A 22281-nucleotide genomic window follows, 5' to 3' on the forward strand; every position below is an offset into this window, starting at 1 on the left:
CTAGACGATGCGCTTGACCACCTGGCCCGTGACGCGCGCCAGCGCCGCGCGCGGCACCTTGTCGGGCGCGATTTCGGCAAGCGGCTTCAGCACGAAGGCGCGCTCCCGCATGCGAGGATGCGGCAGGGTCAGGGTCGGCGTGTCGATCACCGAATTGCCGTGCATCAGCAAGTCGAGGTCGAGCGTGCGCGGCGCATTGGGAAAAGGCCGCTCGCGGCCTGCCTGCGTCTCCAGGCGCTGCAATGCCACCAGGAACTGCTCGGCATCCAGGCCGGTGCGCACGGCCACCACGGCATTGATGAAATCAGGGCCTTCGGCGTCCACCGGCTCGCTGCGATAGAGCGACGAGCGGGCCGTCACCTGGGTTCGCTGCAGCGCGCCGATCGCGGCCATGGCCGCCTTCACGGACGCCTCGGCATCGCCAAGGTTGGCGCCGATGGCGACGAAAGCCTGCACGGTCGGGTAGTCCTCGCGCGGGCCGCGGGGGCCGCGCGAGGGGGCACGGCCGGGCGCGCGGCGAGCGGGCGGCCCGCTCCTGGCGCCGGCTGCCGGCGGCTTGCCTGCGGCGCGCGGCGGCGCGGCCTTCGGCTTGCCGGCCTTCGCCGCCGGCTTTTTCCTGCCGTCCTTCGGCTGGTTGGACGCGCTCATTCGCCTGCGGCGCTGCCGCCGCCCTCACCGCCGCCACCACCCGCGGGGCGCGGCTTGCGGCGGCGCCGGCGCTTGCGCGGCGCCGCGGCTTCGCCATCGGGCGGAACGGCACCGGCCTCGACTTCGACCTCGTCGTCCGGCTCCGCATCCTGGCCGCGGCCCTGGTTCTGGGGCGGGTTCTGGCGAGGCGCGGGCTCGTTGCGCAGCTTGGCCGGCGCGGCGGTGTCGCGCACCCGCACGCGCTGGCGAACCTTCTGTTCTTCGCGCACCTGCTCCAGCAGGTCTTGCCGGCGCACGTCGTCGGCAATGCTGAATTCCTGCCACCACTCGGCAATCGCCTCGCTGACCTCGCCCACGTCGGCGCGCAGGCGCATGAAGTCGAAGGCGGCGCGAAAACGCGCCTGCTCGACCAGGCTGTAGGGCGTGGAGCCGGTGCGCTTGTCGAAGCGCGGCTGCATCATCCAGATCTCGCGCATGTCGGCGGCCAGCTTGCCGCGGCCGGACACGTCGCCGATGCGGGCGTTGAACACGTCGTCGATGGCGTCCTGCAGCGCAGGGAACGGCGCCTGCGGGCGCTGGCCGCGCTGGCCTTCCTGGCGCTGGGCCCAGCCGTCGCGCACGTCGGCCCACAGCACGCAGGCCAGCAGGAAGCTGGGCGCCACGGGCTTGCCTTCGCCCACGCGGCGATCGGTGTCCTGCAGGGCGGCCTTGACGAAGGGCTGGTCGGCACGCTCGACCACCACGTCGAGCAGCGGATAGATGCCCTTGGCCAGCCCCAGCTTGTTCAGTTGCTCGACCGTGGCAATTGCATGGCCGGTCTGCAACAACTTGAGCATTTCGTCGAACAGGCGACTCTGCGGCACGTCGGCCAGCAGCCTGCTCGACTCGACCAGCGGGGCGGCCGTCTTGGCTTCCATCTTGAAGCCCAGGGCCGCGAGCTTGGCCGAGAAGCGAATGGCGCGAATGATGCGCACCGGGTCTTCGCGGTAGCGCGTGGCCGGGTCGCCGATCATGCGCAAGGTGAGCTTCTGGGCGTCCTTGATGCCGTTGTGATAGTCGACCACGACCTGGTTGGCCGGGTCGTAGTACATGGCGTTGACGGTGAAGTCGCGGCGCGCCGCGTCTTCTTCCTGCGGACCCCAGACGTTGTCGCGCAGCACCCGGCCGCTGGCGTCCACCGCATGCTTCATGCTGGCGAGCTCGCCCTTGCTGGTGCGCTCGTTGCCCGCCACCTGCTCGGCGGCGGCGTTGTCCATGTAGGCGCGGAAGGTCGAGACCTCGATCACCTCGTGCTCGCGGCCCCGGCCGTACACCACGTGCACGATGCGAAAGCGCCGCCCGATGATGAACGCGCGGCGAAACAGCGACTTGACCTGCTCCGGCGTGGCATTGGTGGCCACGTCGAAGTCCTTGGGGCGCAGCCCCAGCAGCAGGTCGCGAACCGCGCCGCCCACCACGTAGGCCTCGAAGCCGGCCTGCTGCAGCGTGGTGACCACGTTCTTCGCGCGTTCGTCGACCAGGGCCGGATCGATCTTGTGAACCTCTGCCGGCACCTCCTGGCGCTTGCCGAAGCGGCTCTTGCCCTGTGCGCCGCCGGCGGTCTTGCCGAGCAGCTTGTCGATGAATTTCTTGATCATTTGTTGGTTGAAAGCCTAGTTCGCTCTTTTATTCGTTCTCGAGCATGGAGCGGATCAGCGGAATGGTGATCGCGCGTTGCGTCTGCAGGGCATAGCCGTCGAGCTGCGAGAGCAGCTCCATCAGGCTGCCGAGGTCGCGGCTGAAGCGGTGCAGCATGTAGTCGAGCACGTCGTCGGACAGCATCACGCCGCGCGCGTCGGCCGCCTGGCGCAGCACCGCGCGGCGTTCGCTTTCGCTCAGCACCTGCAGGTGGAACACATGGCCCCAGCCGAGGCGGGTGCGCAGGTCTTCGCGCAGCGGCAGGTCGGCCGGCGGCAAGGCGCCGGCGGCGACCACGCCGCGCTGCAGGGTCTGGGCGTTCACGAACCAGTTGAAGGCCGCGTGCTGCTGCACTGCGGTGTAGAGGTGGACGTCGTCGAGCAGGACGGCGCCCCAGCGCTCGTCGAACTCGGGCGGCTCCAGCAGGCCGGCGTGCAGCCAGCCCACGCTGGCGCCCTGCTCGCGCAGTGCGACACGCACCGATTCGAGCAGGTGGGTCTTGCCGCTGCCGCCGTCGCCCCACAGATAGGTCGGCACCGGCGAGTGCAGCGCGGGGCCGCCGGCGCCGCCCACCCACACTTGCAGGTGCCGCAGCGCCGCCTCGTTGGGGCCGGCAAAAAAGGCGTCGAAGCTGGGGCCCGTCGCAATGCCGATATCGAGCGCGAGCTGTTTCATCCCGGGAAGGTTCATGGAGGGGGCCGCGAGGGCCCTTAAAATCGTGAGGAATTCTATCGGCCCGGCCAACATGGTTACCGGGGCCGCCTTCCGCTCCCTAGTCCTCGCATCCTTTCGCGTCCTTCCCGACCTCGACCAACCATGACCTCCTCCACGCCCACCCCGCTCAGCTACAAGGACGCAGGTGTCGACATCGATGCCGGCGACGCACTGGTCGACCGCATCAAGCCCCTGGCCAAGAAGACCATGCGCGAAGGCGTGCTGGCCGGCATCGGCGGCTTCGGCGCCCTGTTCGAGGTGCCCAAGCGCTACAAGGAACCGGTGCTGGTCAGCGGCACCGATGGCGTGGGCACCAAGCTCAAGCTGGCCTTCGAATGGAACATGCACGACACCGTCGGCATCGACCTGGTGGCCATGAGCGTCAACGACGTGCTGGTGCAGGGCGCCGAGCCGCTCTTCTTCCTCGACTACTTCGCCTGCGGCAAGCTCGACGTGGACACCGCCGCTGCCGTGGTCGGCGGCATCGCCCGCGGCTGCGAACTCTCGGGTTGCGCACTGATCGGCGGCGAAACCGCCGAAATGCCCGGCATGTACCCGGCCGGCGAATACGACCTGGCGGGCTTCGCGGTCGGCGCGGTCGAAAAATCGAAGATCCTCACGGGTCAGAACGTCAAGCCCGGCGACGTGGTGCTGGGCCTGGCCTCGGCGGGCGTGCATTCCAACGGTTTCAGCCTGGTGCGCAAGGTGATCGAGCGCGCCGGCGCCGACCTTCCCGCCACGCTGGACGGCAAGCCCTTCCGCGAAGCCGTGATGGAGCCCACCCACCTCTACGTGAAGCCGGTGCTCGAAGCGCTGGGCAAGCACCCGATCAAGGCGCTGGCCCACATCACCGGCGGCGGCCTGCTGGAAAACATCCCGCGCGTGCTGCCCGAAGGCACCGCCGCCCACCTCAAAAAGGGCAGCTGGCCGCAGACCGAGCTGTTCGCCTGGCTGCAGAAGGTGGCCGGCATCGACGACATCGAGATGAACCGCACCTTCAACAACGGCATCGGCATGGTCGTGGTCATCGACGCGGCCGAAGCCGCCGCCTGTGCCGCCACCCTGCGCGCCGCCGGCGAGACGGTGCATGAGATCGGCGTGATCGCCACGCGCGGCGAAGGCGCCCCGGTGGTCGTCGGCTGACCGCCGGCTGCTCCGTCCGATTCCCTGAACAGAGCACGCGACACCCACCGGATGGCCAACAAGCCGCAACCCATCACCCCCGCCGTTGCGACGGCCCCCATCCAACGCCCCCCGGCCTCGCGCGGGGTGATCATCGCGAGCTACCTGCTGATGCTGGGCGCGCTCCTGCTGGTGATGTGGGAGCACCTGCTGCCCGGATTGCTGTGCGTGTGCATCGGCTTCCTGGCCACGCGCTGGTTCGCGCGCGTGCTCACGGGCGGCCTGCAGCGCATTCCGCCGCTCGGCAGGCGCCCTGAACGAGCCGGCGGCTGGGCCAACGTGCTGGCCGTGATCCTGGTGCTGGTGGGGCCGATCGCGCTGCTCACGCTGCTGCTGTCGCAGGCCCGCGAATACATCGTCGACGCGCCCGACCAGTACCGCGAGCTGCTCGACTACACGGCGCGCACGGTGCTAGAGCTGCGCTCCAAGCTGCCCGGCGAGATCGCGGCCTACCTGCCCGAGGGCGCGGCCGAGATCCAGCGCGTGATCGCCAACTACCTGCGCGCGCAGGCCGGCTCGCTGGCCATGGCCGGCCGCGCCTGGCTGCACGGGCTGCTCTTTTCCTACGTGGGGCTGATCGTCGGCGCGCTGGCGGCCGTGGCGCATGCCGCGCCGCGCCGCATGCCGCTGGCCGACCAATTGCACCAGCGCGTGCAGACCTTCGGCGAGGCCTTCGGGCAGATCGTCGCGGCCCAGTTCTGGATCGCCGCCTTCAACACGCTGCTCACGGCCATCTTCCTGCTGTTCGTCATGCCGATGTGGGGCGCGCACCTGCCGTACACGCCGGCGCTCATCACCCTCACCTTCCTCGCGGGCCTGGTGCCCATCGTGGGCAACCTGGTGTGCAACTCGGTGATCACGCTGGTGGGGCTGTCGGTGTCGCCGGTCACGGCGGCGGCCTGCCTGATCTTCCTGATCGTGATCCACAAGGCCGAATACGTCATCAACGCCAAGGTGGTCGGCGCACGCACGCAGATGAGCGTGTGGGAACTGCTGGCCGTGATGTTCGTGGCCGAGGCGGTGTTCGGCCCGGCCGGGCTGGTGGCGGCGCCGCTGTACTACGCGTACCTGAAGAAAGAGCTGCAGGCGGCTGCGCTGGTCTGACCTGACCGCGCGCGCGATCAGCGATGTCCGGATCTGATCGATTCTGGTCCGGCACCGAGCGGCCCGCCGGCTGGCCGCACGAAAGAATCGGGGGCATCATCCACTCCGCACCCTTGCGAGCCGCCGCCATGAAAACCTGTCTGATTGTGATCGACGCGCAGGAGTCGTTCCGCCATCGCCCCTACTGGAACGAAAGCCTGGCCGCCGCCTACCTGGGCGCCCAGAACGCCCTGATCGAAGGCTGCACCGCCGCCGGCCTGCCGGTCGTGCGGATCTTCCACACCGACGGGCCCTCGGACGCGAGCAACCCCTTCGCGGTCGAATCCGGCCATGTGCGTCCCATCGCCGGGCTGGCGCATTTCGAGGCCGCCGCCAACTTCACCAAGCACCGCCACAGCGCGCTGGTCAACAGCGGGCTCGACGTGTGGCTCACGCAGAACGGCATCGGCCGGCTGATCGTGAGCGGCATCCGCACCGAGCAGTGCTGCGAAACCACCACCCGCCACGCGTCCGACCTGGGCTGGCAGGTCGACTACGTGACCGACGCCACCCTGACCTTCGACATGGTGCAGCCTGACGGCAGGCCGCTGTCGGCCGCCGACATCAAGGCCCGCACCGCGACCGTGCTGCATGGCCGCTTCGCCACCGTCTGCACCGTGGCGCAGGCGCTGGAACGGGCCGTGGCATGAGCACCCTGCGCGTAGTGATCCTGGCGTTCGACGGCGTGGAGGCGCTCGATTTCGCCGGCCCCTTCGAGGTCTTCACCACCGCGAGCCGCGTCAGCCAGCGGATGCGACCGGGCACTGCCGCGCCCTTCGAGGTGGTCTCGGCGGCCCTGGGCCAGACGGTGCAGGCGCGCGCCGGCCTGCAACTGCTGGCCAATCACACGCTGGCAGACAGCCCGCAAGCCGACGTGCTGGTCGTTCCCGGCGGCGTGGTCGACGCGCCGCTGGCGAGCCCCGACACCCTGCGCTGGATCGCCCGCAACGCGGCCGGCGCGCAGGTGGTCGCCTCGGTCTGCACCGGCGTCTTCCTGCTGGCCGCCAGCGGCGTGGTCACCAGCGACGCCGTCACCACGCACTGGGAAGACATCGCCGACCTGCGCGCGCAGTTCCCCGCGCTGAACGTGCGCGAAGACCTGCGCTGGGTTGATACCGGGCGCATCGTCAGCTCGGCCGGCATCAGCGCCGGCATCGACATGAGCCTGCACCTCGTGGAGCGCCTGGCCGGCCGCGAACTGGCCGAGCGCACCGCGCGCCAGATGGACTACGCATGGACCCGCAACCCCGCCGGCACCAGCCCATCCGCGTAGTTTTCGTCCTGCTGCCCGGCAGCTTGGTGCTCGACTGGGCCGGCCCGGCCGAGGCACTGCGCATCGCCAACCAGCGGCTGCGGGCCATGGGCCAGCCCGAGCGCTTCGCGATCGAGTTCGCAAGCCCCCGGCCGACCGCGATGGGCTCGGTCGGCGTCGCGCTTTCCGGACTCGCGCCGCTGCCGGTGCGGTGGGACGGCCCCGGCTGGGTCGTGCTGGTCGGACTGCCCGGCGACACCATCGCCGTCGACACCCCGGAGGCGCAAGACCTGCTGCACTGGCTGCGCGGCCAGCGCTTCGAGCGCGGCGGCCTGGAACTGGTGACGATCTGCGCCGGCGCCGTGCTGGCGGCGCATGCCGGCGCGCTCGCGGGCCGTCGCGCGACCACGCACCATCATCACCTGGGCGAACTGCGCACGGTGGAGCCGCGCTGCGACGTGGTCGCCAACCGGGTGTTCGTGATCGACCCGCCGGTCTACAGCAGCGCGGGCGTGACGACCGGCATCGACCTCGTGCTGCACCGCATCGCAGAACTCTGCGGCGAGGCGCTGGCGGCGCAGGTCGCGCAGACCATGGTGGTGGCGCTGCGGCGCGGCCCGCAAGACCCGGAGCTGTCGCCCTTCCTGGCCTACCGCAACCACCTGCATGCCGCGCTGCACCGCGTGCAGGACGCGGTCAGCGAGCAGCCGCAGGCCGACTGGAGCGTGCCGCGCATGGCAGAGGTGGCGCATACGTCGGCACGGCATCTCACGCGGCTTTTCATGGAACATGCGGGCGTCGCGCCGCTGGCCTACCTGCGCAGGCTGCGGCTGGCGGTGGCGCAGCTCGCGCTGGCCTCCGGCGCCAGCGTCACGCGGGCGGCGGAGCAGTCGGGCTTCGGCTCCGACACGCAATTGCGCCGCGCGTGGCACCAGTTCGGCTTGCCGGGCTCGCCCTCGGAGGCCGGCCAGGCTTTCAAGGCCTGAGCTGCGGCACCCGGCGCCGGGCGTTCACCCGGCCATGCAGGCCCGCGCACGCGCGAGCAGCAACGCACGCTCGCGCGTGTTGCGCGTGAGCGCGGCGGCGCGGTCGAACTCCCTGCGCGCCTCGTCGCGGCGCCCGAGCTTGAACAGCAGGTCGCCGCGCACCGTCGGCAGCAGGTGGTAGCCCTTGAGCGCGGGCTCGTCCATGAGCGCGTCGACCACCTCCAGCCCCGCCGCCGGTCCGAATGCCATCGACAGCGCGACCGCGCGGTTGAGCTTGACGATGGGCGACGGCGCGAGCTCGGCCAGCGCGTCGTAGAGCGCGGCGATGCGCGCCCAGTCGGTTTCGTCAGCCGTGCGCGCACGGCCATGGCAGGCGGCAATGGCGGCCTGCAGCGCGTAGGGGCCGAGCGCGCCGCCGAGCGATTCGGCGCGTGCGAGCGCGGCCAGGCCGCGGCGGATCAGCATGTGGTCCCAGCGCGCACGGTTCTGCTCGAGCAGCAACACCGGCTCGCCCGAGGCGCCGACGCGCGCGGCGGTGCGCGAGGCCTGGATTTCCATCAGCGCGACGAGGCCGTGCACTTCCGCCTCCTTGGGCATCAGCTCGGCCAGGATGCGGCCGAGGCGCAGGGCCTCGTCGCACAGCGCGGGGCGCATCCAGTCGTCGCCGGCGGTGGCCGAATAGCCTTCGTTGAAGATCAGGTAGATCACTTCGAGCACCGAAGCGAGCCGGCCTTCCAGCTCGCGGCGGCGCGGCACCTCGAAGGGCACGCGCGCCTCGGCCAGCGTGCGCTTGGCGCGCACGATGCGCTGCGCCACGGTGGCCTCGGGCACGAGGAACGCGCGGGCGATCTCGTCCGTCGCGAGGCCGCCCATCAGACGCAGCGTGAGCGCCACGCGCGCCTCGGTCGACAGCACCGGATGGCAGGCGGTGAACACCAGCCGCAGCAGGTCGTCGCCGATGTCGTCGTCCAGCGCCGCATCGACCGCGTCGGCGAAGTCGGCCTGCGCCATTTCGTGCTGCGCATCGAACTCGCGGCCGATCTCGCCGGCCTTGTGCTCGGCCAGTTGCCGGTGGCGCAGGCGGTCGAGCGCGCGGCGCTTGGCCACGGCGGTGAGCCAGGCGGCGGGGTTGTCTGGCACGCCTTCGCCGGGCCACTGCTCGAGGGCGGAGACAAGCGCGTCCTGCGCCAGTTCTTCGGCCAGGCCCACGTCGCGCACCATGCGCGCGACGGTGGCAATGATCTTCGCGGACTCCATGCGCCACACCGCCTCGACGGTGCGGCGGATGGCGCCCTCGCGGCCCTCTTCTGCGGTCACGGCGGCTCCCGCGATGCGCCGGGAGCTGTCAGCTGCCGGTCTTGCCGCGGGCCTCGGTCTCGGCGCGCAGGCGGTCTTCCTGGGCAAGCAGCTCAGGCGTCATGGCGTCGCCGAAGTCGGCGGCCTCGAACACCTGGCGGATCTCGATCTCGCCCTCCTGGAAGGGACTGCGCTTGATCCACTCGATGGCTTCTTCCTTCGACTTCACCTGGAACAGCCAGAAGCCGGCCAGCAGCTCCTTGGTCTCGGCGAAGGGGCCGTCGATGACGGTGCGCTTGGTCGGGCCTTCGCAGCGCACGCGCGCGCCCTTGGAACTGGGGTGCAGGCCCTCGCCGGCCAGCAGCACGCCGGCCTTGACCAGTTCTTCGTTGAACTTGCCCATGGCGGTGAGGATTTCGGTGCTGGGCATCACGCCGGCTTCGGAATCGGCGTTGGCCTTGACCAGAATCATGAATCGCATGTCTTTTCTCCTGAAGTTGATGAGGCTGGGAGCCGCTGGAAACTGCTGCTCCTGTTCACACGTCGGACGAGCGGAAGTCGGATCGACACGGCGGCATCGATCTATCTGTAATTTTGTGTTTCCGGCCCCAGACGGTGGCGTCAGGGCAGGGAGCTGCAGAAGCGCAACACATGACCGTCGGGTTCGCGGATCGCGAATTCGCGCAGGCCCCAGGGCTGGGACACCGGCGGTTCGACGACCGTCACGCCGCGTTTCACGTAAGCCGCATGCAGGCCGTCGATGTCCTTGCCCACGTGGATCACGATTTCGCCGCGCCAGGGCACGGCCCCGCGGGTGTTGCACTGCCACAGCCGCAGGTAGACCGGGTCGCCGTAGCTGCGGTCGCCCTTCTTCACGCGGGCATAGCTGGGCGGTTCGCCGGCGATGAAGTCGAGCTCGAAGCCCAGCACGTCGCGAAACCAGCGCGCGGCGCGCGACACGTCCGACACCGGCAGCACCGGCTGCACGCCGTGGAACTCATGCAGGGTGCCCAGGTCGGGCGCCGGGCTCACACCGGCCTTGGTGTCCATCTCAATTGGCCATGCGGCGCAGGGCGGCGACGCGCTCGGCGATCGCGTCGATGTCCAGGGCGTCTTCGGCCTTCGACAGGTAGGTTTCGAGGTCGCGCACGGCCTGCGTGGTGTTGCCCTGCTCGGCGTGCGCGATGCCGCGGTCGCGGTATTCGCCCCAGGCGCCGGGCAGCAGGGCGATCAGCCGGTCCTGCACGGCAATGACGCGCAGCCAGTCTTCCTGCGCGTGGTGCACCTCCTTCAGGTTGCGCAGCATGCGCGCGATGATCTCGCGCGAGCTGGCCGGCTGCAGGTACAGGCCCAGCGGCACATCGAAGTCGCCCACCAGGCCGTTGCTGCGCTTGTAGGGCTCGAGCCGCTCCCCGAGCTCTTCGCGCGACAGCGACTTGCCGGTGAACGGATCGATCACCACCTGCCCCTTGGGCAGCGTCACCTTGAGCATGAAGTGGCCCGGAAAGCCGATGCCCCGCGCCTGCAGGTCCAGGCCCTGCGCCAGTTCCATCCACAGCACCGCCAGCGAAATCGGAATGCCGCGGCGGGTGCGCAGCACGGCGTTCAGGTAGCTGTTGTCGGGGTCGTAGTAGTCGTTGAGGTTGCCGCCGAAGTTCAGGTCGTTGAAGAAGAACTGGTTCAGCGCGCGCAACCGCGCCAGCGGGGCCGCGTCGGCCGGCAGGCGGCGCTTCAGGCGGGCCAGGAGCTGGTCGACGTCGCCCAGCACCTGCTGCACGTCGAGGTCGGGGTACTCGTCCTGCGCCAGGCTGGCGGCGGCTTCGAGCAGCGGAAAGTGATCGTCGCTGCGGACCAGCGATTCGAAATACTCCAGCGCGGAGGGAACCTGAAAGCTGAACGTCATGTGTCTTTGTAGAGGAGCCCGCCGGGGGCGTCAAGGCGTGTTCAGCGGCGCAGAAAACTGCGCAAGCGAACGCCCGCCGCCGCCAGCACGCCGAAGTACACCACCACGGAAGCGGCGATCAGCGCGGCCAGCAGGCCGATGCGCAGCAGGCGCTGCGCGCGCAGGCCGACCCAGTCGAAATGCGCCGAGCCCCACGCCAGCAGCGCCGCCAGCACCAGCGTGCCCGCCAGCACCTGCAGCGCGAACTTGCCCCAGCCGGGTTCGGGCTTGTAGCTGCCGCGGCGGATCAAGCCGGCCAGCAGCCAGGCCGAATTGACCAGCGCCCCGATGGCGATGGTCAGCGTGAGCGCCGCGTGCTGCAGCACCGGCACCAGGAAGACGTTGAGCACCTGCGTCAGCACCAGCACGCCCACGGCGATGAGCATCGGCGTGCGCGTGTCGTGCTTGGCGTAGTAGCCGGGCGCGAGCACCTTCACGGCCACGATGCCCACGAGGCCGACGCCGTAGCCCATCAGCGCCAGGGTCGTGCGGCCCACGTCCTCGCCGGTGTAGGCGCCATTGTGGAAAAGCACCGCCACCAGGGGCCTGGCAAAAAGCAGCAACGCGATGGCGCAGGGCGCCGAAAGCATGACCACGAGGCGCAGGCCCCAGTCGAGCAGCGACGAATAGCGCGCATCGTCCTTGGCGGCACGGGCGCTGGAGAGCTGCGGCATCAGCACCACGCCGAGCGCGACGCCGAGCATGGCGGTGGGAAATTCCATCAGCCGGTCGGCATTGGTGATCCATGTCACGCTGCCCACCGCGAGGTGCGAGGCGATCTGCGTATTGATGAGCAGCGAGATCTGCGCCACGCTGACGCCCAGCAGCGCGGGCAGCATCAGCCTGAGCACCTTGCGCGTGTTCGGGTCGGTCCACGCGGTGCGCAGCGCCCGCAGGCTCACGCCGATGCGCGGCAGCAGCCCGAGCCTGCGCAGCGCCGGGATCTGCAGGGCCAGTTGCAGCACGCCCCCCACCAGCACGCCCACGCACTGCGCGTAGATCGGCTCCACGCCCCAGCGCCGGAAAAGCGGCGCGCCGATCACGATCGACAGGATCAGCGCGATGTTCAGCAGCACCGGCGAAGCCGCCGGCACCGCGAACTTGCGCCAGGTATTGAGAATGCCCCCGGCCAGCGCCACCAGCGACATGAAGCCGATGTACGGGAACATCCAGCGCGTCATGACCACGGCCGAGTCGAAGCCCGGCAACCCGCTTGCCATCGCCCACACCATCAGGGGCGCACCGACCACGCCGGCCACGCAGACGATCAGCAGCGTCCAGGTCAGCAGGGTGGCGACATGGTCGATCAGCTGCCGCGCGCCTTCCTGGCCGTCTTCGGTCTTGCGCGCGGCCAGCACCGGCACGAAAGCCTGGCTGAAGGCGCCTTCGCCAAAGACGCGGCGAAACAGGTTGGGAATGCGGAAGGCGACGTTGAACGCGTCGGTCAGCGCGCTGACGCCGAATACCGAGGCGAAAAGCACGTCGCGCACAAGGCCCGTGATCCGCGAAGCGAGAGTCAGCAGGGAGACGGTGGAGGCGGATTTGAGCAGGGACACGGGGGCCGAGTTTAGGCCCCGCCGGCCGCCGGAACGGGCCGATTCGGGCGCGAATTGGGCGAAAGGGCCAACCCGGCCTATAATGGAGGGCTTTGCTGCATCATCCTCAGACACCTAAGGAACTAAATCATGGCATCCGCCAAGCCCAAGAAAAAGAACCCGCGCCTCGCCTCCGGCCGTAAGCGCGTCCGCCAGGACACCAAGCTCAACGCTGCGAACACCTCGCTGCGCTCCAAATACCGTACCGCTGTCAAGAACGTCGAAAAGGCTGTTCTGGCTGGCGACAAGACCAAGGCAAGCGAACTGTTCGCGAAGGCCCAGAGCATCGTCGACACCGTCGCCGACAAGGGCATCTTCCACAAGAACAAGGCCGCCCGCGACAAGAGCCGCCTGTCGGCCAAGGTCAAGGCCCTCGCCCTGGCGCCTGAAAAGGCCGCCGCCTGACACCTGTCAGGCAAGCCCGGACCGGAATTCTCCGGTCCGCCGTTTGATCGGGGTGCGCTGCAGCAAAGTGTAAAAAACCGCCTTCGGGCGGTTTTTTCATGCCTGATCGGCTCGCAAAAAAGAAAAAGGCCTGTCTGTCAGGCCTTCTTGGGGGGGATGGGTGTGTCGGGCACCAGGCAGGCCTCGGCGACCTGCAGGTCGTTGTCTTTCGCGAAGTTCACGCAGAAATCCCAGGCCATGGGCTCGGCATCGCGCAGCGCGCGGTTCACGACCACGCACTTCACGCCGTTGATGGTCGTCGGCACGCACCACGGGGAGTAGCTCAGGTAGCTGCCGGGAAAGGCGCCACCGGGGCGGAAGGAGCTCATCACGCCGGCAAGGCGCTCGGCCCAATCGCTCGGGCGAAAGGTCCGTCCATCCTTGGTGATGCCCTGGATGAAGATTTCTTTGGCTGTGGGGGAAATCATCGTTGAATGAGGCGCCCGAGCAGGTGCTGCGGTGCAACACGCAATTCTATCTGCGCCACTTTTTGCATCCTGAACATGGGGCATTGCTGTAATGCGGAATCCTCAACGAAGCCGTCAAACCGCACGCCTAGAATCCGCGTTCCCTATCTGGAGAACCCGAATGAGCGCTACCGCCCAGCCCACCTCGCCCCACGTCATGAACACCTACGGTCGCCTGCCGATCGCACTGTCGCACGGCCAGGGCTGCCGAGTCTGGGACACCACGGGCAAGGCCTACATCGACGGCCTCGGCGGCATTGCCGTCAACACCCTGGGCCACAACCACCCCGAGCTGGTGCCCGCCCTGCAGGACCAGCTGACCAAGCTGATCCACAGCTCCAACTACTACCACGTGCCCGGCCAGGAACAGCTGGCCGCCAAGCTGACCGAACTGTCGGGCCTCACCAACGTCTTCTTCTGCTCCACCGGCCTCGAAGCCAACGAAGCCGCCCTGAAGCTGGCCCGCAAGTACGGCCACGACAAGGGCATCGAGCGCCCCGAGATCGTCGTCTACGAAGCCGCCTTCCACGGCCGCAGCATCGCCACGCTGTCGGCCACCGGCAACCCCAAGGTGCAGGCCGGCTTCGGCCCGCTGGTCGAGGGCTTCATCCGCGTGCCGCTGAACGACATCGAGGCGCTGAAGAAGGCCACCGAGGGCAACCCGAACGTGGTCGCCGTGTTCTTCGAGACCATCCAGGGCGAAGGCGGCATCCACCCGATGCGCTGGGAATACCTCAAGCAGGTGCGCGCGCTGTGCGACGAGCGCGACTGGCTCATGATGATCGACGAAGTGCAGTGCGGCATGGGCCGCACCGGCAAGTGGTTCGCCCACCAGTGGGCGGGCATCAAGCCCGACGTGATGCCGCTGGCCAAGGGCCTGGGTTCGGGCGTGCCGATCGGCGCCGTGGTGGCCGGCCCCAAGGCCGCCGGCATCTTCGCCCCCGGCAACCACGGCACCACCTTCGGCGGCAACCCGCTGGCCATGCGCGCCGGCGTCGAGACCATCCGCATCATGGAAGAGCACAAGCTGCTCGAGAACGCCGCCACCGTGGGCGCCCACCTGAAGGCCGCGCTGGAGCGCGAGATCGGCGGCCTGCCGGGCGTGAAGGAAGTGCGCGGCCAGGGCCTGATGCTGGGCATCGAGCTCGACCGCCCCTGCGGCGTGATCCTGAACCGCGCCTGCGACGCCGGCCTGCTGCTGAGCGTGACGGCCGACAAGGTGATCCGCCTCGTTCCGCCGCTCATCCTGACCATCGCCGAGGCCGACGAGATCGTCGCCATCCTCGCGCCCATCGTCAAAGCCTTCCTGTCGGAGCCCGCACCCCAATGACGACCGCCACCGCGAACACGAACATCCGGCACTACCTGCAGTTCGCCGACTTCACGGCCGACGAATACGCCTACCTCTTCGACCGCATGGCGGTCATCAAGAAGAAGTTCAAGACCTACGAGAAGCACCAGCCGCTGGTCGACCGCACGATGGCCATGATCTTCGAGAAGGCCAGCACGCGCACCCGCGTGAGCTTCGAGGCCGGCATGTACCAGCTCGGCGGCAGCGTGGTCCACCTGACCACCGGCGACAGCCAGCTCGGCCGCGCCGAGCCCATCGAGGACAGCGCCAAGGTCATCAGCCGCATGGTCGACATCGTGATGATCCGCACCTACGAGCAGACCAAGATCGACGCCTTCGCGGCGCACTCGCGCGTGCCGGTCATCAACGGCCTGACCAACGAGTTCCACCCCTGCCAGATCCTGGCGGACATCTTCACGTACATCGAGCACCGAGGCTCCATCCAGGGCAAGACCGTGGCGTGGGTCGGCGACGGCAACAACATGGCCAACACCTGGCTGCAGGCGGCCGAGATCCTGGGCTTCACGGTGCACGTGAGCACGCCCAGCGGCTACGAGGTCGACCAGTCGATCGCCGGCATCCGCTCGGGCGACAGCTACAAGGTCTTCAAGGACCCGATGGAAGCCTGCCGCGGCGCCGACCTCGTCACCACCGACGTCTGGACCAGCATGGGCTACGAAGCCGAGAACGAAGCCCGCCGCAAGGCCTTCGCCGACTGGTGCGTCGACGAGGACATGATGCGCGCCGCCCAGCCCGACGCGCTCTTCATGCACTGCCTGCCCGCCCACCGCGGCGAGGAAGTGCAGGCCGAAGTCATCGACGGCCCGCAGTCGGTGGTGTGGGACGAGGCGGAGAACCGCCTTCATGCCCAGAAGGCGCTGATGGAGTTCCTGCTGCTCGGCAGGCTCTGAGAAGCTTTCGATCCGCCGGGGCCCGCGCATGGAGCTGATGACCCGCTACCTTCCGCGCTACCAGTTCGCGGAAGAACACAGCCTCCACGTGCCGGCCTCGCCTGCTCGCGTGCTCGACATGGCGGCCCGGCCCGATGTGGTCGACGACCCGGTCGCCCGCCGCCTGATCTCTCTGCGCGAGTTGCCGAACCGGCTGGCCGGGCGCCTGGGCTTCGCGTCGGCGCTGCAGAACCGGCCGGCATTCAGCCTCGGCGAATTCACCCAGCTCGGCCGAGACGGCGAACGCGAACTCGCTTTCGGCCTCGCGGGCCGCTTCTGGCGGTCGGACTACGGACTGGTCCCGCTCGCCGATGCCCGCGCCTTCGCCGCGCTCGACGCCACGGGCATTGCCAAGCTGGTGCTCAATTTCACCGCCCAGCCCGAGGGCCAGGGCACGCGCCTGACCACCCGCACCCGCGTCTGGTGCGGCGACGATGCGGCACGCCGCCGCTTCACCCCCTACTGGCTGCTGATCCGGCCCGCGAGCGGGCTGATCCGTCGCCGCCTGCTGAGGCGCGTGCACGACGCCGCCCTTCTTGCCCCATGAACCCCTGCCAGCAATGCGGCGCCTGCTGCGCCAGCTACCGCGTCGACTTCAGCGTGCACGAACTCGACGACAACGGCGGCAGGGTGCCGTCCGGCCTTGCCGTCGAGGTGAACAACAGCCTCTGCCGCATGCGCGGCACCGATCACACGCCGATGCGCTGCGCCGCCCTCACCGGCAAGATCGGCGAATCCGTGAGCTGCGGCATCTACGAATGGCGGCCCAATCCGTGCCACGAGCTGCAATCGGGCAGCGACGCCTGCGAGCGCGCGCGGGCCCGCCACGGGCTGCCGGCGCTGCCGTCGCCGCACTGAGCCTGCGCTTCAACTCGTCACGCAGGGTGTTGGAAATAACCGACACCACGACCCCTCGCCCGGCGCTAACTTCGCGCCATGGCTCCATCACATCAGCATCGCATCTGGGACATTTCGCCGCCCGTGCATGAAGGCGCGCCGGTCTTTCCCGGCGACACGCCCTACCAACAGCGCTGGGCCGCGACCATCTCGCCCGGCTGCCCGGTGAACGTCAGCGAGATCAAGCTCTCGCCCCACGTCGGCGCGCACGCCGACGCCCCGCTGCACTACGACCCCGAGGGCCAGGCCATCGGCAACGTCGACCTCACGCCCTTCCTCGGCCCCTGCCGCGTGATCCATGCGATCGACAAGGGCCCTCTGATCGAGTGGGAGCACATCGCACACGCCATCGACAGCCACCTGCCCCAGCGCGTGCTGGTGCGCACCTACGACAGCATGCCGGTCGGCCACTGGGACCCGCAGCTCGCGGCCTATGCGCCCGCCACCGTCGAGCGCCTCGCGGCCATGGGCGTGAAGCTCATCGGCATCGACACCGCCAGCATCGACCCGGCCGACAGCAAGACGCTGGAGAGCCACCAACGCATCCGCCGCCTCGACCTGCGCGTGCTCGAGAACCTCGTGCTCGACGACGTGCCCGAAGGCGACTACGAACTCATCGCGCTGCCGCTGAAGCTGGTCAGCGCCGATGCCTCCCCCGTTCGCGCCGTGCTGCGCGAACTTCCCCGCTGAAACCTCCACCATGACGACACTTGCAGACTGCCGCGCGCTCGACGCGCAAGACCCGCTGCGCGCCCTGCGCGACCAATTCATCGTGCCCGAGGGCGTGCTCTACCTCGACGGCAACTCGCTCGGCGTGATGCCCAAGGCCGCGCCCGCGCGCATCGCCGAAGTCGTGACCAAGGAATGGGGCGAAGGCCTCATCCGCTCCTGGAACACCGCGAGCTGGTTCGACCTGCCGCAGCGCCTGGGCGACAAGGTGGCCCGCCTGATCGGCGCCGCGCCCGGCGAAGTGGTGTGCACCGACAGCACCTCGGTCAACCTCTACAAGGTGCTGTTCGCTGCCCTGTCGCAGCAGAAGGACAGCGGCCGCAAGCTGGTGGTGAGCGAGCGCAGCAACTTCCCGACCGACCTCTATATTGCCGAGTCGCTGTGCCGTGAGCGCGGCTTCACGCTCAAGCTGATCGACGCAAGCGAATTGCCCGGCGTGCTGACCGACGAAGTGGCCGTGCTGATGCTCACGCACGTCAACTACCGCACCGGTGCCATGCACGACATGAAGGCCGTCACCGCCGCCGCGCATGCGGTGGGCGCGCTCACAGTGTGGGACCTCGCGCACAGCGCGGGCGCCGTGCCGGTTGCACTGAACGACAGCAACGCCGACTACGCCATCGGCTGCGGCTACAAGTACCTCAACGGTGGCCCCGGCGCGCCGGCCTTCGCCTGGGTGCACACGAAGCACGCGGGCGCATTCGAGCAGCCGCTGTCCGGCTGGTGGGGCCACGCGGCGCCCTTCGAGTTCACGCCGCACTACCGCCCTGCCCCGGGCGTGGGCCGCTACCTGTGCGGCACGCAGCCGATCATCGCGCTGGCCGGGCTCGAATGCGGGCTCGACACCGTGCTCGCCGCCGAGTCGTTCAACGGCGACCACGGCGCGATGGCCGCGCTGCGCACCAAGTCGCTCGCGCTGACCGACATGTTCATCAGGCTGGTCGAGGAACGCTGCGCCGGCCACGGCCTCTCGCTGGTCACGCCGCGCGACCATGCACGGCGCGGCTCGCAGGTCTGCCTCAGTCGCGAGGAAGGCGCCTACGCCATCGTGCAGGCACTCATCGCGCGCGGCGTGATCGGCGACTACCGCGCCGGCGACTCGCAGATGCCCGACATCCTGCGCTTCGGCTTCACGCCGCTGTACATCGGCTTCGAGGACGTGTGGGACTCGGTCGAGCATCTGGTGCAGGTGCTCGAGACCGGCGAGTGGCGACGCCCCGAATTCAACCGCAAGAACGCAGTGACATGAGCACCGAACACAGCCCCGAGCGCATCGTCCACGAAGAAAAGGCGCAGCTGGACTTCAGCAAGTCCATGAGCTACGGCGACTACCTGCACCTCGACGAGATCCTCAACGCGCAGCATCCGCTCTCGCCCGCGCACGACGAGATGCTGTTCATCGTGCAGCACCAGACCAGCGAGCTCTGGATGAAGCTCATGCTGCACGAGCTGCGCGCCGCCACCGCCTGCATCGCGGAAGAAAAACTGGCCGACGCCTTCAAGATGCTGGCCCGCGTGAGCCGCATCATGGAACAGCTGGTGAGCGCGTGGACCGTGCTCTCGACCATGACGCCGCCCGAATACACGGCGATGCGCCCCTACCTCGCCAACTCCAGCGGCTTCCAGAGCGCCCAGTACCGCTGCATCGAGTTCGCGCTCGGCAACAAGAACGCCGCCATGCTCAAGCCGCACGCGCACCGCGCCGACCTGCTCGCGCAGGTGGACGCGGCCTACCGCGCGCCTTCGCTGTACGACGAGTCGCTGCGCCTGCTCGCGCGCCACGGCCTGCCCGTGCCCGCCGACCGGCTGGAGCGCGACTGGACGCAGCCCTACGAAATGAGCGACGGCGTGGAGGCGGCATGGCTCACCGTCTACCGCAATCCGCACGACCACTGGGACCTGTACCAGCTCGGCGAGAAGCTCACCGACCTCGAAGACGCATTCCGCCTCTGGCGCTTCCGCCATGTGACGACGGTCGAGCGCGTGATCGGCTTCAAGCGCGGCACCGGCGGCACCGGCGGCGTGAGCTACCTGCGCAAGATGCTCGACGTGGTGCTGTTCCCGGAGATCTGGAAGCTGCGCACGGACCTCTAGATCTGCAGCCTCGCCGTGCAAACGCCCTCATGAGGCTGGGGTGGTCCGGATTGTTCCTTCGGCGCAACGCGCTACAGTTTTGGAAACAACGGAGGCCACCGCCATGCACGACATCCGGTTCACACCCGAAGAGCTTTCCACCCTGCGCGAACACGGCGTCGTGCTGTTCGCCAACCGCGTGATCTTCGACGCGCAGCCGCCGATGCCCCAGGCACGGATTGCCGCCGTGCAGTCGCTGTGCGCGGGGCCGATCCCCGGTGGACTGCTCGCGCTGTGGGAAGTCACCGCTGGCGGGCGGCTCGACTACGACCTGTCGCTCGAGATGAACGGCAACCTCGAAGGCATCAGCTGGACCGAGCTGTTCTGGAACGGCAGCGACGGCTATCACGACCTGCAGGGCTGGATCGACCACGAACTGGAACTGGCGCAGGAAGCCGCCGAAGAAAGCGGCGAGCCATGGAGCGGCAAGCTCACGCACCTGCCCTTCGGCGGCTTCGAATACACCGACCGCATCTACGCGGTGGTCGAGCCCGGCGCCGAGCACGGCCAGATCGTCGCCTGGAAGAAGGGCCTGCCGCCGGCCTGGACGCATGCGCTGCATGAAGACAGCGTGAACACCGTCGCCTCCGACCTGATGGGCGCCTTCGCTGCGCTGCACCTGGACGAAGACCCGCTGGCCCCCACGAGCGACTATTTCGCGGGGCAGACGCTGCTCGAGTACCTGGACGACCGGCACGAGGAACACGGGCTCGACCTCGACCTGATGGACAAGCTGGTCGCCTTCTATTCGCGCGCCGTGGTCGACTGGCGCACGCCGCTGGCCGAAGGCACGCTGCGCCACAAGCCATCGCTCGCGCGCGTGGCGCTGCGCCACGCCATCGCGACGGACGACGCCGACATGGTCGCCCAGCTCGCCGCTGCGGGCGTGGGCTTCGACGGGCCGCTGCAAGGCAGTGCGCTCGCGGTCGATGTCGCGGTCGGGAATGGCGCCTTCGCCGCCGCGGCGGCGCTGGTGCGTGCCGGTGCGCCGGTGCCTGCGGACGCGCTGGGCAGCATCGACGGGCAGATCTCGCCCGAACTCACGGCCGCGCTGCTGGCCAACGGTGCGGAGCCCGACGTGGCGGCCATCGTGAAGTGCGCGGCCTGCGGTGCGCCCGCGAGCGCGCACCTGATCGCCGAAGCCTGCGAGCGGGCAGGCATCGACGTGGCACCGGCCTTCGTCGCGGACCGCGATGCGATGCTGCTGGAACTGGAGACCACGCTGGCGCAGATGCAGGACGGCAAGCTGGGCCACTACCTGGGGCAGGAAGGAATCGCCGAGCGCATCGAACACCTGCAGGCGTTCCGGCTCTAGGGCTCCAGGGCTACCCGCCGTAGAGCCAGGGCTGGTCGAGCAGCTTCGCGCCCAGCAGGCGCATTGCCATGTCTCGGCCCAGCCGCACCGCGCCGGTCGCGTGGAAGATTTCGCCGTTGCGGCGCGCCCTGGCCTGCACCTGCGCATTGCGCGCCCAGCGCGCCTCGGCATAGCGCGCGAAGGCCGCCGGCACCTCCGCCGCGTTGCCCTCGCCCAGCGCATCGGCCAGCGCCAGCGCGTCTTCGATGGCCATGCCCGCGCCCTGCGCGAGGTAGGGAACCATCGGGTGCGCGGCGTCGCCCACCAGCGCGACGCGTTCGTGCGCCATGTCGGCCGCGCAGGTCATGGGCGCCCGGTCGCCGAGCGACCACGCGCGCCAGGCGGGCATTGCGTCGAGCAGCGACTGCAGGGCGCCGCAGCTGCGGCCCATGGCCTGCCTGAGCGCGGCGATGCTGCTGGCCTGGTCCCAGTCGCGCGCGTCGCCCGCGGGCGCCGATTCGGCGATCACGACCACGTTGAGCCAGTCGCCGCCGCGCACCGGATACGCCACCGCATGCAGGCGCGGCCCCAGCCACACGTCGACCTGCCGGCGGCGCAGCGCAGCGGGAAGCTTCGCCTGCTCGATCATCGAGCGCCATGCCGTGTGGCCGGTGACGCGGGGCGGCTCCGCGGCCGACGGGGTGTCGAGCTGGCGCCGCACCAGGCTCCAGAGGCCGTCGGCGCCGACGATCGCCTCGCCTTCCCAGGCGCGCGCGTCGGTGCTCGACATGCATACCAGGTCGTCGCTGGTCTCGACCTGCGTAATGCGCGCGGCGGTGACGAGCGTGCCGGTGCCGCGCGCACGCACGGCGTCGAGCAGCAGGCCGTGAAGGTCGGCACGGTGCACGCAGCAGTAAGGGGCGCCGTAGCGCTGTTGCATGGCATCGCCGAGCGGCATGCGGGCCAGGTCGGAGCCGCTGTCGGCGCTGTGGACCACGAGCGCATCGGGCCGCGCCGCGATGGCCGCGAGCCCCGGCCCCAGGTCCAGCTGCTGGAGGCGCCGCGTGGCGTTGGGGCCGAGCTGCACGCCGGCGCCGATTTCGCCGAAGACGGCGGCCTGCTCGAAAACGTCGGCCCGGTGCCGATTGCGGGAAAGCGCCAGCGCGGTAGCCAGCCCCCCGATGCCGCCCCCGGCGACGAGGATGTGCGCGGGCATCGGTCTCAGCGGCTTTGCGTGGACGGGCGGGTGGTGGTGGCCTGGTCGGCTTCCGTGGGTTTGAGGGGAGTCTTGGGAGCGCAGCTTCCGCAGCTGTCGCACGAGCCGCAGCCCGATGTCCTGGCCAGCGATGCGGCCAGTTCCCTGGCGCGCTCTTCGTCGACCCAGCCCGCGCGATGCGTGCCGGCCGCGAGCTTCTGCGCGGCACCACGGCGCCAGCCTGCGGGCATCCAGCGCCAGACCGCGTAGAACGCGGCGGCGGCGACGATGAATCCGACGATCAGTTGTTGCGTCATATCTCGAATACTCCAGTCCCCAAGCCTACTCCAGGAATACCGCGGAACCGGCTTTGCCGGGCCGCAGGT

The 22281-nt window shown here is 69.3% G+C and carries 25 protein-coding genes; 14 read left to right on the forward strand and 11 right to left on the reverse strand.

Annotated features, from left to right (window positions below):
• From folK to hda, 3 genes are read right to left on the reverse strand one after another with little or no spacing between them, the layout of a single operon-like run.
• On the reverse strand, positions 1 to 648 hold the full coding sequence (gene folK / locus C4F17_RS11055; RefSeq protein ID WP_106935254.1) for a 2-amino-4-hydroxy-6-hydroxymethyldihydropteridine diphosphokinase: 648 nt from the start codon (positions 646 to 648) through the stop codon (positions 1 to 3).
• Complete coding sequence (gene pcnB, locus C4F17_RS11060) at positions 645 to 2285, reverse strand: polynucleotide adenylyltransferase PcnB (RefSeq protein WP_106935255.1); 1641 nt, start codon at positions 2283 to 2285, stop codon at positions 645 to 647. The genes folK and pcnB overlap by 4 nt, the downstream gene beginning before the upstream one ends.
• A 28-nt stretch (positions 2286 to 2313) precedes the next feature.
• Positions 2314 to 3000, reverse strand: coding sequence for a DnaA regulatory inactivator Hda (gene hda, locus C4F17_RS11065; RefSeq protein WP_285412070.1), 687 nt, complete (start codon positions 2998 to 3000; stop codon positions 2314 to 2316).
• A 141-nt stretch (positions 3001 to 3141) separates the two neighbouring features.
• On the opposite strand from hda, the gene purM reads away from it, so the two are divergent.
• The 5 genes from purM (at position 3142) to C4F17_RS11090 (ending at position 7602) form a co-directional block, all read left to right on the forward strand.
• The gene (gene purM, locus C4F17_RS11070; protein WP_106935256.1) at positions 3142 to 4182 is read left to right on the forward strand and encodes a phosphoribosylformylglycinamidine cyclo-ligase; all 1041 of its coding nucleotides are present in this window, start codon (positions 3142 to 3144) and stop codon (positions 4180 to 4182) included.
• A gap of 51 nt (positions 4183 to 4233) precedes the next feature.
• Positions 4234 to 5325, forward strand: a complete 1092-nt coding sequence (locus C4F17_RS11075) for an AI-2E family transporter (RefSeq protein WP_081270624.1) — start codon at positions 4234 to 4236, stop codon at positions 5323 to 5325.
• A 128-nt stretch (positions 5326 to 5453) separates the two neighbouring features.
• Positions 5454 to 6014 (forward strand): isochorismatase family protein, encoded by a 561-nt coding sequence (locus tag C4F17_RS11080; protein WP_106935257.1) that lies wholly within the window; start codon positions 5454 to 5456, stop codon positions 6012 to 6014.
• Positions 6011 to 6637 (forward strand): DJ-1/PfpI family protein, encoded by a 627-nt coding sequence (locus tag C4F17_RS11085; protein WP_106935258.1) that lies wholly within the window; start codon positions 6011 to 6013, stop codon positions 6635 to 6637. The genes C4F17_RS11080 and C4F17_RS11085 overlap by 4 nt, the downstream gene beginning before the upstream one ends.
• A complete protein-coding gene (locus C4F17_RS11090) occupies positions 6598 to 7602 on the forward strand; it encodes a GlxA family transcriptional regulator (protein WP_106935259.1) in 1005 nt (334 codons plus the stop codon). Before C4F17_RS11085 ends, C4F17_RS11090 begins: the two co-directional genes overlap by 40 nt.
• Positions 7603 to 7626: 24 nt before the next feature.
• Here the strand turns inward: C4F17_RS11090 and C4F17_RS11095 are convergent, their stop codons facing one another.
• From C4F17_RS11095 to murJ, 5 genes are all read right to left on the reverse strand, one after another.
• Positions 7627 to 8919, reverse strand: coding sequence for an RNA polymerase sigma factor (locus C4F17_RS11095; RefSeq protein WP_106935260.1), 1293 nt, complete (start codon positions 8917 to 8919; stop codon positions 7627 to 7629).
• Positions 8920 to 8947: 28 nt separating this feature from the next.
• The gene (locus C4F17_RS11100; RefSeq protein ID WP_106935261.1) at positions 8948 to 9379 is read right to left on the reverse strand and encodes a YciI family protein; all 432 of its coding nucleotides are present in this window, start codon (positions 9377 to 9379) and stop codon (positions 8948 to 8950) included.
• Between the two features lie 140 nt (positions 9380 to 9519).
• Entirely contained in the window at positions 9520 to 9948 is a 429-nt protein-coding gene (locus C4F17_RS11105; RefSeq protein WP_106935262.1) for a bleomycin resistance protein, read from the reverse strand.
• Between the two features lies 1 nt (position 9949).
• On the reverse strand, positions 9950 to 10801 hold the full coding sequence (locus C4F17_RS11110; protein WP_106935263.1) for a SirB1 family protein: 852 nt from the start codon (positions 10799 to 10801) through the stop codon (positions 9950 to 9952).
• A gap of 41 nt (positions 10802 to 10842) precedes the next feature.
• A complete protein-coding gene (gene murJ, locus C4F17_RS11115; protein ID WP_106935264.1) occupies positions 10843 to 12396 on the reverse strand; it encodes a murein biosynthesis integral membrane protein MurJ in 1554 nt (517 codons plus the stop codon).
• A gap of 129 nt (positions 12397 to 12525) precedes the next feature.
• Here murJ and rpsT point away from each other — a divergent pair, with 129 nt between their 5' ends.
• A complete protein-coding gene (gene rpsT, locus C4F17_RS11120) occupies positions 12526 to 12840 on the forward strand; it encodes a 30S ribosomal protein S20 (protein ID WP_007831346.1) in 315 nt (104 codons plus the stop codon).
• Between the two features lie 137 nt (positions 12841 to 12977).
• Here rpsT and C4F17_RS11125 read toward each other — a convergent pair whose 3' ends face one another.
• A complete protein-coding gene (locus C4F17_RS11125) occupies positions 12978 to 13307 on the reverse strand; it encodes a DUF3579 domain-containing protein (protein WP_081270633.1) in 330 nt (109 codons plus the stop codon).
• Positions 13308 to 13467: 160 nt separating this feature from the next.
• On the opposite strand from C4F17_RS11125, the gene C4F17_RS11130 reads away from it, so the two are divergent.
• The 8 genes from C4F17_RS11130 (at position 13468) to C4F17_RS11165 (ending at position 20721) form a co-directional block, all read left to right on the forward strand.
• On the forward strand, positions 13468 to 14676 hold the full coding sequence (locus tag C4F17_RS11130; RefSeq protein ID WP_106935265.1) for an aspartate aminotransferase family protein: 1209 nt from the start codon (positions 13468 to 13470) through the stop codon (positions 14674 to 14676).
• Complete coding sequence (argF, locus tag C4F17_RS11135) at positions 14673 to 15608, forward strand: ornithine carbamoyltransferase (protein ID WP_106935266.1); 936 nt, start codon at positions 14673 to 14675, stop codon at positions 15606 to 15608. Before C4F17_RS11130 ends, argF begins: the two co-directional genes overlap by 4 nt.
• Positions 15609 to 15636: 28 nt before the next feature.
• The gene (locus tag C4F17_RS11140; RefSeq protein ID WP_106935267.1) at positions 15637 to 16194 is read left to right on the forward strand and encodes a hypothetical protein; all 558 of its coding nucleotides are present in this window, start codon (positions 15637 to 15639) and stop codon (positions 16192 to 16194) included.
• Positions 16191 to 16505 carry a YkgJ family cysteine cluster protein gene (locus tag C4F17_RS11145; protein ID WP_106935268.1) on the forward strand — a complete coding sequence of 105 codons (315 nt, stop codon included), beginning with the start codon at positions 16191 to 16193 and terminating at the stop codon, positions 16503 to 16505. Before C4F17_RS11140 ends, C4F17_RS11145 begins: the two co-directional genes overlap by 4 nt.
• A 78-nt stretch (positions 16506 to 16583) precedes the next feature.
• Positions 16584 to 17234, forward strand: a complete 651-nt coding sequence (gene kynB, locus C4F17_RS11150; RefSeq protein ID WP_081270638.1) for an arylformamidase — start codon at positions 16584 to 16586, stop codon at positions 17232 to 17234.
• Between the two features lie 10 nt (positions 17235 to 17244).
• The gene (gene kynU / locus C4F17_RS11155; RefSeq protein WP_106935269.1) at positions 17245 to 18522 is read left to right on the forward strand and encodes a kynureninase; all 1278 of its coding nucleotides are present in this window, start codon (positions 17245 to 17247) and stop codon (positions 18520 to 18522) included.
• Positions 18519 to 19367, forward strand: coding sequence for a tryptophan 2,3-dioxygenase (gene kynA, locus C4F17_RS11160; protein ID WP_106935270.1), 849 nt, complete (start codon positions 18519 to 18521; stop codon positions 19365 to 19367). The genes kynU and kynA overlap by 4 nt, the downstream gene beginning before the upstream one ends.
• A gap of 103 nt (positions 19368 to 19470) precedes the next feature.
• A complete protein-coding gene (locus C4F17_RS11165) occupies positions 19471 to 20721 on the forward strand; it encodes an SMI1/KNR4 family protein (protein ID WP_106935271.1) in 1251 nt (416 codons plus the stop codon).
• Positions 20722 to 20731: 10 nt separating this feature from the next.
• On the opposite strand, the gene C4F17_RS11170 is transcribed toward C4F17_RS11165, so the two are convergent.
• Both C4F17_RS11170 and C4F17_RS11175 read right to left on the reverse strand, forming a co-directional pair.
• Positions 20732 to 21916, reverse strand: coding sequence for an FAD-dependent monooxygenase (locus tag C4F17_RS11170; RefSeq protein WP_106935272.1), 1185 nt, complete (start codon positions 21914 to 21916; stop codon positions 20732 to 20734).
• Positions 21917 to 21921: 5 nt separating this feature from the next.
• Positions 21922 to 22212, reverse strand: a complete 291-nt coding sequence (locus tag C4F17_RS11175; RefSeq protein WP_081270642.1) for a DUF6587 family protein — start codon at positions 22210 to 22212, stop codon at positions 21922 to 21924.
• Between the last annotated feature and the right edge of the window lie 69 nt (positions 22213 to 22281).

The organism is Variovorax sp. PMC12, assembly GCF_003019815.1.
Taxonomy (GTDB): domain Bacteria; phylum Pseudomonadota; class Gammaproteobacteria; order Burkholderiales; family Burkholderiaceae_C; genus Variovorax.

What these genes read in the sequence shown, in the direction of transcription:
- C4F17_RS11100 (WP_106935261.1), bottom strand. Translation starts at nt 9,379, where the DNA reads ATGCGATTCATGATTCTGGTCAAGGCCAACGCCGATTCCGAAGCCGGC.
- C4F17_RS11090 (WP_106935259.1), top strand. Translation starts at nt 6,598, where the DNA reads ATGGACCCGCAACCCCGCCGGCACCAGCCCATCCGCGTAGTTTTCGTC.
- purM (WP_106935256.1), top strand. Translation starts at nt 3,142, where the DNA reads ATGACCTCCTCCACGCCCACCCCGCTCAGCTACAAGGACGCAGGTGTC.
- C4F17_RS11170 (WP_106935272.1), bottom strand. Translation starts at nt 21,916, where the DNA reads ATGCCCGCGCACATCCTCGTCGCCGGGGGCGGCATCGGGGGGCTGGCT.
- kynU (WP_106935269.1), top strand. Translation starts at nt 17,245, where the DNA reads ATGACGACACTTGCAGACTGCCGCGCGCTCGACGCGCAAGACCCGCTG.
- C4F17_RS11165 (WP_106935271.1), top strand. Translation starts at nt 19,471, where the DNA reads ATGCACGACATCCGGTTCACACCCGAAGAGCTTTCCACCCTGCGCGAA.
- C4F17_RS11080 (WP_106935257.1), top strand. Translation starts at nt 5,454, where the DNA reads ATGAAAACCTGTCTGATTGTGATCGACGCGCAGGAGTCGTTCCGCCAT.
- kynA (WP_106935270.1), top strand. Translation starts at nt 18,519, where the DNA reads ATGAGCACCGAACACAGCCCCGAGCGCATCGTCCACGAAGAAAAGGCG.
- C4F17_RS11175 (WP_081270642.1), bottom strand. Translation starts at nt 22,212, where the DNA reads ATGACGCAACAACTGATCGTCGGATTCATCGTCGCCGCCGCCGCGTTC.
- C4F17_RS11075 (WP_081270624.1), top strand. Translation starts at nt 4,234, where the DNA reads ATGGCCAACAAGCCGCAACCCATCACCCCCGCCGTTGCGACGGCCCCC.
- pcnB (WP_106935255.1), bottom strand. Translation starts at nt 2,285, where the DNA reads ATGATCAAGAAATTCATCGACAAGCTGCTCGGCAAGACCGCCGGCGGC.
- C4F17_RS11110 (WP_106935263.1), bottom strand. Translation starts at nt 10,801, where the DNA reads ATGACGTTCAGCTTTCAGGTTCCCTCCGCGCTGGAGTATTTCGAATCG.
- C4F17_RS11085 (WP_106935258.1), top strand. Translation starts at nt 6,011, where the DNA reads ATGAGCACCCTGCGCGTAGTGATCCTGGCGTTCGACGGCGTGGAGGCG.
- C4F17_RS11130 (WP_106935265.1), top strand. Translation starts at nt 13,468, where the DNA reads ATGAGCGCTACCGCCCAGCCCACCTCGCCCCACGTCATGAACACCTAC.
- argF (WP_106935266.1), top strand. Translation starts at nt 14,673, where the DNA reads ATGACGACCGCCACCGCGAACACGAACATCCGGCACTACCTGCAGTTC.
- C4F17_RS11105 (WP_106935262.1), bottom strand. Translation starts at nt 9,948, where the DNA reads ATGGACACCAAGGCCGGTGTGAGCCCGGCGCCCGACCTGGGCACCCTG.
- kynB (WP_081270638.1), top strand. Translation starts at nt 16,584, where the DNA reads ATGGCTCCATCACATCAGCATCGCATCTGGGACATTTCGCCGCCCGTG.
- C4F17_RS11145 (WP_106935268.1), top strand. Translation starts at nt 16,191, where the DNA reads ATGAACCCCTGCCAGCAATGCGGCGCCTGCTGCGCCAGCTACCGCGTC.
- C4F17_RS11140 (WP_106935267.1), top strand. Translation starts at nt 15,637, where the DNA reads ATGGAGCTGATGACCCGCTACCTTCCGCGCTACCAGTTCGCGGAAGAA.
- hda (WP_285412070.1), bottom strand. Translation starts at nt 3,000, where the DNA reads ATGAAACAGCTCGCGCTCGATATCGGCATTGCGACGGGCCCCAGCTTC.
- C4F17_RS11125 (WP_081270633.1), bottom strand. Translation starts at nt 13,307, where the DNA reads ATGATTTCCCCCACAGCCAAAGAAATCTTCATCCAGGGCATCACCAAG.
- rpsT (WP_007831346.1), top strand. Translation starts at nt 12,526, where the DNA reads ATGGCATCCGCCAAGCCCAAGAAAAAGAACCCGCGCCTCGCCTCCGGC.
- folK (WP_106935254.1), bottom strand. Translation starts at nt 648, where the DNA reads ATGAGCGCGTCCAACCAGCCGAAGGACGGCAGGAAAAAGCCGGCGGCG.